The organism is Methanococcoides sp., from assembly GCF_030594565.1.
Classification (GTDB): Archaea; Halobacteriota; Methanosarcinia; order Methanosarcinales; family Methanosarcinaceae; genus Methanococcoides; species Methanococcoides seepicolus.
In genome coordinates, this window is sequence record NZ_JAUVEY010000063.1 from 1 (window position 1) to 11918 (window position 11918).

Annotated in this window: 10 protein-coding genes; 6 read left to right on the top strand and 4 right to left on the bottom strand. The window is 40.7% G+C overall.

Annotated features, from left to right (window positions below):
• From QAS77_RS06670 to bcp, 4 genes are all read left to right on the top strand, one after another.
• Positions 1 to 922: hypothetical protein (locus tag QAS77_RS06670; RefSeq protein WP_305064566.1), on the top strand; the 922-nt coding region annotated here is incomplete at its 5' end.
• Positions 923 to 926: 4 nt separating this feature from the next.
• Positions 927 to 2141, top strand: a complete 1215-nt coding sequence (locus tag QAS77_RS06675) for an ABC transporter permease (RefSeq protein WP_305064567.1) — start codon at positions 927 to 929, stop codon at positions 2139 to 2141.
• Positions 2142 to 2156: 15 nt separating this feature from the next.
• Positions 2157 to 3371, top strand: coding sequence for an ABC transporter permease (locus tag QAS77_RS06680; RefSeq protein ID WP_305064568.1), 1215 nt, complete (start codon positions 2157 to 2159; stop codon positions 3369 to 3371).
• 85 nt (positions 3372 to 3456) lie between these two features.
• Entirely contained in the window at positions 3457 to 3939 is a 483-nt protein-coding gene (gene bcp, locus QAS77_RS06685) for a thioredoxin-dependent thiol peroxidase (protein WP_305064569.1), read from the top strand.
• 38 nt (positions 3940 to 3977) lie between these two features.
• Here the strand turns inward: bcp and QAS77_RS06690 are convergent, their stop codons facing one another.
• On the bottom strand, positions 3978 to 5234 hold the full coding sequence (locus QAS77_RS06690; protein ID WP_305064570.1) for an MFS transporter: 1257 nt from the start codon (positions 5232 to 5234) through the stop codon (positions 3978 to 3980).
• Positions 5235 to 5400: 166 nt separating this feature from the next.
• On the opposite strand from QAS77_RS06690, the gene QAS77_RS06695 reads away from it, so the two are divergent.
• Positions 5401 to 6300, top strand: coding sequence for an SPFH domain-containing protein (locus tag QAS77_RS06695; protein WP_305064571.1), 900 nt, complete (start codon positions 5401 to 5403; stop codon positions 6298 to 6300).
• A gap of 90 nt (positions 6301 to 6390) precedes the next feature.
• Here the strand turns inward: QAS77_RS06695 and QAS77_RS06700 are convergent, their stop codons facing one another.
• On the bottom strand, positions 6391 to 8685 hold the full coding sequence (locus QAS77_RS06700; RefSeq protein WP_442920364.1) for a CDC48 family AAA ATPase: 2295 nt from the start codon (positions 8683 to 8685) through the stop codon (positions 6391 to 6393).
• Between the two features lie 311 nt (positions 8686 to 8996).
• Positions 8997 to 9602, bottom strand: coding sequence for a hypothetical protein (locus QAS77_RS06705; RefSeq protein ID WP_305064572.1), 606 nt, complete (start codon positions 9600 to 9602; stop codon positions 8997 to 8999).
• Positions 9603 to 9973: 371 nt separating this feature from the next.
• Here QAS77_RS06705 and QAS77_RS06710 point away from each other — a divergent pair, with 371 nt between their 5' ends.
• Complete coding sequence (locus QAS77_RS06710; protein ID WP_305064573.1) at positions 9974 to 10762, top strand: hypothetical protein; 789 nt, start codon at positions 9974 to 9976, stop codon at positions 10760 to 10762.
• Here QAS77_RS06710 and QAS77_RS06715 read toward each other — a convergent pair.
• A complete protein-coding gene (locus tag QAS77_RS06715) occupies positions 10751 to 11605 on the bottom strand; it encodes a hypothetical protein (protein WP_305064574.1) in 855 nt (284 codons plus the stop codon). The two genes, QAS77_RS06710 and QAS77_RS06715, sit on opposite strands and share 12 nt — an antisense overlap.
• Positions 11606 to 11918 lie beyond the last annotated feature (313 nt).

Genomic DNA, 11918 nt, shown 5'->3' on the forward strand with positions numbered 1-11918 from the left:
GGATGATGGTGCAAAGGCAGGTACAGGCAGTTTTGACATACTGTATCGTGCGAGTGATGACTCCTCCTGGCAAAAAAGTACTTTTGATATCAAAGTAGGCTCCACCACTTTTGATAGCAAAGGTACCGTGGGGCTCTCAAACATAATCGCTTCACCTGAGGTATTTATGCCCGGTGATGAGGGTAGTGTGAGCTTTACCCTGACAAATACTGCCCAACAGAGTACGATCCTTATTGATGATGTGAACTACGATACTTTTGCAAGGGTACAATCCGCAACACTAATAGGTACTGATACGATCACCGTTACAAGTCAGCCTTATGAAGGTAAAGGGGTGCTTGGACCGGGAGATTTCGTGCAGGTCACTTATAATATCAAGGTAAGTGATTCGATAGAAGATGGTACTTATTTCCTCGATCTTGTCATGATAGGTAACTCCCACTCATTTAATAATAACTGGATGGTGCCTGTCGTTGTGGAATCTTCGTCTGTGAGGGTAATTCCTTCCATGCCTCTTGTTCTGGAGAATGGTAAGGCGAACCTGGAGTTCGATGTTGCGAACATCCATCCGAATGCACTATCTTCTGTGCTTGTAGAACTTGAAGCAGATGGTGTTGATTTCCTTCCGCAGGAATATTTCGTTGGCTCCATGGACTCGGACGAACTTTTTACCATTGAGATCGAAGCACAGGCAGAAGATCCTGATAAGACCGGTCCGGTGAACCTTACTATCAATACGAATTACAGGAATGGGTTGAATGAACACGATGAAGTTGTCGGAACACGTGTCCTTACATTGAAACATGTGGGGGAGGACAACGATCACACTACACTGGTGGTCCTGTTAATTGGAGGTGTCATTGTAGTTGTTGCTTATTACTTGTACCGAAAGAAAGGTCTAAGGATATCCATGGAAAGCTGAGATCATGGTAAAGCTCTCGCACGCTGTGAAGATCGCACTTGGAAGCATACGCAGTGCTAAAATACGCTCTGCCTTGACCACGCTTGGTATTATCATAGGTGTGGCTGCTGTCATTGTGAACATTTCATTGGGCGTGGGGTTTAGCCAGAGCTTTGAAGATAACATTGGAGCTGTAGGCTCTAATTTCATTGTTGTTTTTACGCAAAAGAACAATGTCTTCCATGATAACCAGCTTGAAGTTGTAAGGAACACACAGGGTGTTGAGGCGGTATCGCCTGTTAATGGACAAATAGGTACTGTCACGTATCAATCTTCGAGTCGAAGTGCCACAATAAATGGTGTCCGTTCCGAATATGGGGAAGTTGGGAATATTGTCATGGAAAAAGGTCAGTTCCTCACTGATCAGGACCAATTCGTTGCTGTGATAGGTTCGGATATAGCATATGATAAATTTGAAAGGAACCTTTCTGTAAAGAACTCCATCAATATTTCCATTAATAATATCGATGGTACTGTAAGCACCCACAAGTTCACGGTGAAGGGTATAGTTCAGGATCCAGATGCTACTTATGTTGCCCCTGAGCTCGATCCAAGGTTCAGGGTATTTATTCCCCTGGATGTGATGCAGGAGATGCAGGGTGTAAATGATATTGGTTTTTTTTTCATAAAAGCTGAGAGCCTTGAAGTCCTTGAAACCGTTACTGATGAGATCGACGAGAACCTTGCAAGATCTGTTGGTGTCTCCAGCCGTGATCTCGATAATGAGGACGCAAAACCTTATGTGATCTTCAGCCAGCAGGATATTCTTGAACAGCTCAACCAGATCTCCACTGCACTCACCTCGATATTGACAGTTATTGCACTGATAGCCCTTCTTGTTGGTTCCATTGGTATAACTAATATCATGCTCGTGACGGTCACTGAAAGGACAAAAGAGATAGGCATCCTTAAGTCTCTGGGATTCACTTACAGGGATATTCTTACACTTTTTGTTGTAGAGGCAGCCATCATTGGTTTTTTAGGTGGCATCTTTGGTGTTATCCTGGGAGTTATAGCTTCTTACTTCGTAAATCAGTACATAGATGTGCCGTTCGTCTTCCCGATATCTCTTATCTTCCTGGGATTTGGGATCGCACTTTTTGTTGGTGTGGTAGCAGGCGTTTATCCTGCCAATAAAGCGGCTAAAATGGACCCGGGGGAATCACTGAGCTATGAATGAAAGGGGTGTTCCGGTATGCTGAAGTTCTCACAGGCTCTGCATTTATCGATCGGTAGTATCAGTAGCTACAAGCTTCGATCTGCATTAACAACTCTTGGTATCATCATAGGGATAGCTGCTGTTGTTGCAAATGTATCTCTTGGTGCAAGTTTTAATCAGTTCTTTGTTGATGAGCTTGGGTCTCAGGGCTCGAACTTCATTGTCATCTATAGTGAGGACATCAATCTACTCTATGACAACCAGCTTGAAGCTATAAGGAACACTCCAAAGGTCGAAGGTGTTTCCCCTATACGGCAGCAATTGGCGGGTGTTACTTATATCAGTACTATCAGACAGATCGATATACAAGGGAGCTCGGCCGATTATGAAAAGATCGGCAATATACAATTGGAGGTGGGGAATTTCTTTTCGGACCAGGATAAGTATACTGCTGTATTGGGTTCAGATGTTGCATATGAAAAGTTCGACCAGAAGATATCTTATCGCAATTCTATCGATATCGAGTTCATACGCAGGGATGGTACACCTGTAGAACACAGTTTCAAAGTAATTGGTATCATTGATAGTCCGGATACTACTTTTATACAGACCGGGGCCGAATCCGATGTCAGGATATTCATTCCCATAGATACGATGAACGAGATGCTTGGAATTGAAGATTATGGGGGATTTTCAATAACAGTTGAAGATGCTGAATCGGTACGTCCTGTTTCTGATGAGATCGATAAGAAGATCGCCAGAAGCCTGGGAGTTTCTGAAAGGGAGCTTGATAATGAGGATGTAAAGCCTTATACCATATTCAATCAGGCTGACATTCTTGATCAGCTTGATGAGCTTTCAGCTGGTCTTACTTCTCTTTTTATCTCAGTTGCACTCATCTCATTGATAGTCGGCTCCATTGGGATCATGAACATTATGCTTGTGACCGTTACCGAAAGGACAAAAGAGATAGGTCTGTTAAGGTCATTGGGTTTTACGAGGTCCAATATCCTTTCCCTTTTTATCACCGAATCAATAATACTTGGGCTTATAGGAGGTATCTTGGGGACGATATTGGGTTTAGTCAGCTCTTATGCTGCAGTGACTATCCTTGGTCTGCCTTACATTTTCCCCATGTACCTTTTCGTTCTGGGTGTTGCCATAGCCGTTGGTGTAGGGCTGATCGCAGGTGTCTATCCTGCAAATAAAGCTTCAAAGCTTGATCCTGTGGATTCTTTAAGAAAGGGCTAATGTGAAGCATATATTATAGATGGATCATTTTATTCGTAGATGGTCCTTTGTAGCTGGATGCCTAAAATAAATGTGAGGTACTAAAATGGCTAAAACATCACTTTCTGCAGGGGAAAAAGCCCCACAACTCAGCCTTCCAGATCCAGAAGGTAATGAGATATCTTTGGAGGAGCTTAAAGGAAAATGGGTAGCCCTTTATTTCTATCCAAAGGACAACACATCTGGCTGCAGCATAGAGGCCATGGAATTCACAAAGCTAAAAGATGATTTCGAAAAAGAAAATGCTCTTGTGATCGGTGTCAGCAAAGACAGCCAGGCATCACACAAAAAGTTCATCGATAAGAAGGAACTGGGGATCACTCTTCTTTCAGACGAAGATACTGAGGTTCAGCAAAGCTATGATGTTTGGCATCTGAAAAAAATGGCAGGTCGGGAATATATGGGTACTGTCAGGACGACCTTCCTCATCGACCCGGAAGGAAATATTGCAAAGGTATGGGATAAGGTCAAGGCTAAAGGGCATGCAATGGATGTACTTGATGAACTGAAGAAGATCAAAGGGGAATGATCCATTCGTTCCTTCTTTATTATTTTAACTTTCCTTGTTTATTTTTCTGTTTCTTCCTTTATTTTCTTTTCAAAGGTAAGCATTCTGAAGGATAGCAGGAATACTGTGTAAATGATCACTGCAGCTACTATGAACGCCCTTCCTCCAAATATTTCATAGAAGAATCCTCCTAAGATAAGTCCTAAAATACTGGACAGGCTTGAAATACTGCTGGCAAAACCCTGCACTGCACCCTGATTATCTTCTCCGGCAAGTTTTGAGATTATGGACAGGATCGAAGGCCACATAATGCCGTTACCAAGTGCAAAGAAGGCAGCTGCAAGGTACGTAAGGGCAACGTTCCCGGATGCAAGCAGTACGAAATTCGTACCAAGCACAACACTTCCGGCTATGGCAAGGTGAGCATCTGAATACTTCTTCACTGCTCGGCTGAGTATGGGTCCCTGTACTATTATCATCAGGATCCCAAGTACTGAGAAATATATCCCCATTTCAGCAACGGTCCATTGAAGGGATCTTATGGCATGAAGCGGGAATGCTGTATAAAAGATATTGAATCCAAAAAAGATCAAGAAATATAGGAGCAACATGTAGGGTATGTTCTTTATTCCGATCACTTCTCTGAAACTGATCTTCTTTGTTGTTCGTATTTTGCATTGCCTTGATTCCGGTAGATATAGCAGTATTACAATAGTTCCTACCAGAGATATGAGGGCAGCAGCAAGTACTGGGATCAGTTCCTTATAGATCGTTATGCTAAGCAGGCCTGCAAGTGCCGGCCCTATTATGAATCCAAGGTTTGCGGAAATGGACATTTTTCCAAAGTTCTTGCTACGGTCATTTTCTTCAGTTATGTCTGCAAGGTAAGCATTTGCTACGGCTATATTTCCTCCCGTAAGCCCATCAAAGCTCCTCGCTATGAAAAGGATGAGGAGGGGTATTGTGATGATAAATGATCCAAGGACTGTGGAATCCACGGTAACCAGAGTTTTCAAAGGAGTGAAAAATGCAAGCAAGAATATTATCCAGGAAAATAATGTTCCTGCCTGAGTTATGAACAATATCTTCTTCCTTCCGTGAATGTCAGACCATCTTCCAAGTATGGGTGCCCCTATTAGCTGGAAAGCCGGATACATAGCACCGATGAAACCATAAACAATGGCGTTCCCCCCAAACTGATCCACCAGGAAAACAAGGAATGGGATTACTATTCCGAAACCAAGGGTATCGATGAATGTTATGAGGAGTAATGGAAATAGTCTCAGCTTTTTTGGTTCACAGCCATTTTCATCCATCCAAATTTAGTATGTGTTTCTATTCACTTATAGGTTCTATGTTTCGGCTTTGCAGAATTTTACAATTGTACCCCAATTATAATATACAGATCTTGAATGCAATCTTATATTACAGACCAATTTATATATTACAACTTCCCTAATAAAATTCCAAGGAGTGATACATATGTCTTTCAATGAAAGATCACAGAGACAAACAAATATAGAATTGAGATCAAACCCGATCATTTTTGCACAGATCAGACCAATTGAATACGGTGTGGTCGAGCGGTTTGGTAAATTCACAAAGGTGCTTGAACCCGGATTGCACATTTTAATTCCATTCGTGGACAAAGTAAGGATCGTGAACATTACCGAACAAATGGTGGATGTCGATCCACAGATGGTTATCACAAGTGACAAACTGAACGCTATCGTTGATGCCGTCGTTTATTATAAGGTAAATGATCCGCAAGCTGCACTTTATCACGTCGATGACCATAAACGTCAGCTTTCTTCACTTGCACGAACCACACTTAGGGCGGTTATTGGTAAAATGACATTGACCGATGCGAACGAGAACCGCGCTGAAATAAATGATAGTGTGGAACAAGTATTGAACGAGGAAACAAAAAGCTATGGTGTGGATATCCTTCGTGTTGAAATTCAAAGAATTGAACCCCCTCAGGATGTTCAAGAGGCAATGAACGAAGTCGTGAAAGCAAACAACAAAAAGATCGCTGCCGCCGATTTTGCGAATGCTGCCGAAATTGAGGCAGATGGTTTTAAACGTGCGGAGATCAAGAAAGCCGAAGGACTCAAAGAAGCCGCAATTTTGGAAGCAAACGGGAAAGCGTATGCAATAACAGCAGTCGCAAAAGCCGATGCAGAACAAATAAAGCTGGTCAACGAATCAATTCAAAAATACTTTGTTGATAATGCAATCGATTATAAGAAACTTGAATCAACCGTTGCTGCACTGAAAAACGGAACAAAGATCATCGTTGGTACAGATACAGAACTTGTCAATGTGATTGGTGATGCTTCTGGAGTTGTACCAATACCTACACAAAAAGAAATGATATGATACAAAATGCCAGTCGAAAGACGAGGGAATTTTGGGAAGGGGGTCTCTACAGAACCAATTGGTTTTGTGTTTGATATCTTTCAATAAGCATCATCCATAGACAGGACTCTCGATTTCCCTTGATCTCTTGGTTTGAAGGTCGCCTTTAAGGTTCTCGTAATATTTCATGGTGTCAGAGGTAACTGATGTTCCTGTTTCATCGATCGCTTTCAGGAAGTGCTTCTGTGAGACCTCTTTTGCCATTAGGTCTTCACGAAGGGCAAAGCGTCCTGCTTTTTTACAGACTGCTGCAACATCAGCTCCTGTATACTTGTCTGTTGAAGTTACCAGTTCATCTATATTGACATCACTTGCAAGTGACATCTTTCTGGTATGGACCTCAAAGATCTTACGACGGGTGGGCAGATCTGGCACAGGGACAAGTATCATTTCATCAAATCTTCCCGGGCGGATCAGTGCCGGATCGATGATATCAGGCCTGTTCGTAGCACCTACGATAACAACACCGTGTAACTCTTCAAGACCGTCAAGTTCTGAGAGCAACTGGTTCACGATACGTTCTGTAACATGTGGTTCTCCCATTGCTCCTCCGCGTATGGGTGCAAGTGCATCAAGCTCATCAAGGAAAACAATGGATGGTGCAACCTGGCGGGCACGGGCAAACATCTCTGAGATGTGCTTTTCAGATTCCCCATACCACTTTGAAAGAAGGTCACTTCCCTTTGCGGTTATGAAATTAGCGTTGGATTCATGGGCGATGGCCTTTGCCAGCATGGTCTTACCGGTTCCCGGTGGTCCATACAGCAAAACCCCCTTTGGAGACTCCACTCCGATACGCTGGAACGATTCCGGATTTTTAAGAGGCCATTCAACAGCTTCCTTGAGCAGTTCCTTGACATCTTCCAATCCCCCTACGTCGTCCCATCCCACATTTGGCGTCTCGATCATGATCTCACGCATGGCGGATGGTTGCACATCCTTCTGTGCTAACTTGAAATCTTCCGATGTCACGCTGAGCTTTTCAAGGATCTCAACCGGGATGTGTTCATCTTCAAGGTTGATCTGGGGAAGGACCTTCCTGAGGGTGCTCATTGCCGCTTCTCGACAAAGTGCTGCAATGTCCGCTCCCACGAACCCATAGGTAGTTTCAGCCAGTGCCTTAAGGTCCACATCATCTGCCAGTGGCATTCCGCGGGTATGTATCTGGAATATTTCCAGTCGGCCATCCTGATCAGGTACATGCAAAACTATCTCACGATCGAACCTCCCGGGACGACGCAGGGCCATATCCAGGGCTTCCGGACGGTTGGTTGCACCAATAACGATGACATTCTTCCTCTCTTTCAGCCCATCCATCAATGAAAGAAGCTGTGAGACTACCCTCCTTTCGACCTCTCCGGTAACCTCTGCTCTTTTTGGTGCGATGGAATCTATCTCATCAAGGAAGATGATCGCAGGTGCATTCTGTTCGGCATCATCGAAGATCTCACGTATCTGATGCTCGGATTCACCATAGTATTTTGACATGATCTCGGGACCGTTGATAGATACGAAATAAGCATCAGATTCATTGGCAACTGCTCTTGCCAGCATTGTCTTCCCGGTCCCGGGAGGACCATGCAGCAGTACGCCCCGTGGTGGTTCTATGCCCAACCGGTCAAATAGCTCCGGGTGCTTTAACGGAAGCTCTATAATCTCCCTTACTTTGGAAATTGCTGGTTTGATACCACCAAGGTCCTCATACATTACAGTTGGTATCGACTGCTCCGGCGGGAGCTCTACAGCTTCAGGCAGCAGTTTGAGTTCTGTCAGATCAGTGATCTTTACAATGCCCTTTGGGGATGTTGAGATCACCTGCATCTTGATCTCACCCAGGCCAAATGAGTAATCAAATATGTCACTGAACATATCCTCTAACATCATGCTTCTGGCAGGGCCGCTCTTTGATCTCTTGAAATTTGTTGTAGAGATAAAATCCCCTTTTGATAAGGTCCTGTTCCTGAAAACAGATGCAAGTATATCACTTGAAGCTGAAATGTGCATTCCTTTGCTCACAGGTGCGAAAGTGACATTAATTGCTTCCTTCCACTCCGCTTTTCTTATTTCGACATAATCTCCGATACTGACCTTTGCGTTGGCACGCATAAGGCCATCCATTCGGATGACATCAAGCCCGGCATCTACTTGATCAGTATTTATCGCCAGTGCTGATGTCTTACGTCCCCCCTCTATCTCCACGACTCCATATTCTGCAACATCGATCTTTTCCCTGTGTTTCGGATCGATACGCACAATACCTTTTCCCACATCTTCCTGGGTCGCCTCAGCTACCTTCAGTTTGATACTATCCCCGTTCGAATTGCCTTTTTCCATACTCAACGGCATCTACCCATCTCCCACAGATGATCCTTATATAGCTACAATATGTCAACTACCAGTATTTATCATTGTTTGGAAGGGTGATATGTTAAAGAAATTTGTTGGTACTGAATTTAACAATCGTACATATTTTGACAAACTACACATAAATGTCAGGTATAAGCAGTTACATTTCACAATTGTACATAATTTGACACTCTTGAATGAAATGTCAAACTTAGGAGCTTATGCTATGGGTGACAAGCTGTTAATTCTCAATGCTCATGTAAGGGAAAGGTTGGAAACTTGGGGTAAATGCTGTTAATTTTTTAAAAAAATTAGAAAGCCCATGTTAATCCATGGACTTTTATATGTGTTTCTGTTAAATCTATATTATTTGGAACTGAAAATGCAATCCATCCTTCTTTGGTTATATTAGGATAAACATTTCCATATCCTTTAAATTTAGGCTCATGGTTCTTATCAAACAATGCAAATAAATAATGCGTATTTATTGATGAGACGCTATATATTTTATCGGAATATGAGTCAGAAGAACGATAGAGTATAATGTTATCATTAGCTTCAAGGTTGTTTCCAGAATATGAAAGTATTGGAGTGTCAACATCTGAAGAGCTGATAAGGTCTTTATTAAGGGTAATAGTATCACTCGGAGTTTTATCCGTTCCTACATTTGTGGCTTCTAAATAAACCAGTAAAAATTGAGCTCCTTCGGGTGGATAATAATAGATGGGTTTGTTGAAAGCATTCATTGTTTCAAACGAATCAACTAGTTTATAATCCGCTACAGTTATTTCAAGAGAATCTCCTGTGAATCCAGTATTACCAATACTCAAAATATTAGAATCTTCTTCGATACAACCAGATAGAGCAATCAAACTTATCACTATACACAAGAAGAATAATTTAATTCTTTTATACATAAAGGAATCAAAGTATATTATGATCTATATATTATTTACCGATAAGGAAATCAATCAGCTTGACTAAATTAATTTAACTGTTTTGTTAATTATACCCAATCTTTGTAATCAAATTATCAGAGTTCGGTTTTTTCACGTTATCTATATCCCCGACTTGCTATGTGGGGATATAGGTAAGTCTGTTTTTTTGTACGGGTTTGTGTCATTTAGTCGCACAACCATAATCATAACATATGAGAAAAAGTACTGTTGATTTTTTGTACACTACTATTTAAGCTGTTTTAATCATGAAATGGTGGGTGAATAATACACATTAATAAAAAACTTTATAACTATTACTACATGTTTGTTAAAAAAGTGGTGATTAAAAAATGAGTTCATATATGGAACTAATTGATAAAGTTTCAAGATTGTGCAAGACAGCAGATCGAATTAATACAAGTGCAGAAAATTTTTTTAGATCATTTATTATTATTATTCCTGATACTTCAATTGAAAAAGAAAAAGAGCAATTTTTCTGGTCGAATCCTGATAATTATTTAAAAGAGATTTTTAATAATCAGTACAATGCGTGGTACATTGAATCACTTAAATTAATTGAAACTTACGTACCGTCTAACATAAAGTCTTTTAAAAATGAACATGAAAAAGCTGTATGTTATATTGACTTTTCATTTTGTTCTCCTCAAAAACACGGGTATTCTGAGAATGAAACAATTTTAAAAAATTTTAAACAAGCTTTGAACATACAAGCGGCTATAATATACGAAATATCTCATTTAATTGGACAATATGATTTTGAAACAATTCACCACAGTGCTTCAGAAAAGGAAGGTAATTCTCAAAGTATTGTGTTTAATAGCCACATTAATAACGAAATTTCTGTCGAAATAAAAAACGAAGTTGTCATTCAAGTGCTTAAACCTATACTTGATGATGAAATAAAAAAAATACTCAATGATATTAATGCATTTAAGAACGAGGAACAGCATCAAATAAAAGATATATGCACTAAAATTCTTTCCGATAAGAGTGCGACTCCATCTGGATTAAATAATAAACTAAGTAAATTAACCCCCCTATTAAATGCCGTTCCACAATCCCTTTCAACATTAAATACTCTTCTTCAAATAATAAACTCATTACCATCAGTAACTTGATTGAATGTGATTAACAACTCTTTGCACATGATTTGACTTAAAATTCAATTTCCCTTCTTTTGCTTTTTTCTTCAAATAAGCCAATGCACTCCTATGCTTAATTCCAATATCTCTTGCTTTCTCAGGAGTCAGATTCAGAATGAACTCATAAACTAACTTCTCATCTATAAACTCCTGAGCTTTCTTCACATCTAATTCCTGCTCATCAATATTGTTTGCTTCCTTCCCAATATAAACCACAGAATCAGCATGGACATGCTTTCTTTCAAGAACTCCGTTTTCTCCATCAAACTTGTGCTCAAGATGATCTACATACTGCATTATTGTCCTGCTTAAAGGCTTAAAATAATGAGATCCTTGTTTAATCTCTCCTGTTGCATAATCAATAAACGGTTCATAAACAATGCTTTGAGGATCATTTGAAAATGGAACTAATGGTTTTACCGCCTGACCATCTTTTTCAGCAACCTGAAACCCAACATGATAAAAATTAAAAGGTTTAATCTGGTCTTTCCAATCTTTCTTAATATTAATTCCCTTGAATCTTCTCAGGACATTTGCAGTTGAAACAGTGAGCCTTGAGATAGCATACATGTTTGAATACTTCTCTTCAATATCCAATTCTGAAATTAATCCATAATGCAACATGAGAATATCTTCCCATATCTCAGCCTGCCAATCTTCAACATCTTTTGGAAATGGATTTGTTAAATGTCCAAGTCCATGCAATTTGAAAGATCTCTCTCCTTCCATGAACTTGATCTGTTCATTCTCATAAGTGTAAAGAGCATATCTTTTTGAAGAGATACCATAAAACCACATATCCTCTTTCTCAGGCTTCAACAAATCAATGTCAAGGCTGTAAGGATTAGTGCGACAAGAAAGTTAAACCATGAATTGCGGAAACGCTGTCCCTTCCATTTGGGATAATCCTACTATGACATGCGTTGATGGTAACGTCAGGGTGTGAAGCTCATAGGACAATATGGAGAAGTTTGGGAATCTAACCTAAACAATCTGTTAGGATAAGGTGCGACAAGAAGTTATAACATGAATTGCGGCAACGCTATCCCTTCCATTTGGGTTAATCCTATTATGACACGCGCCAATGGTAACGTTGGGGTATGAAGCTCATAGGACAATGTGGAGAATCTCG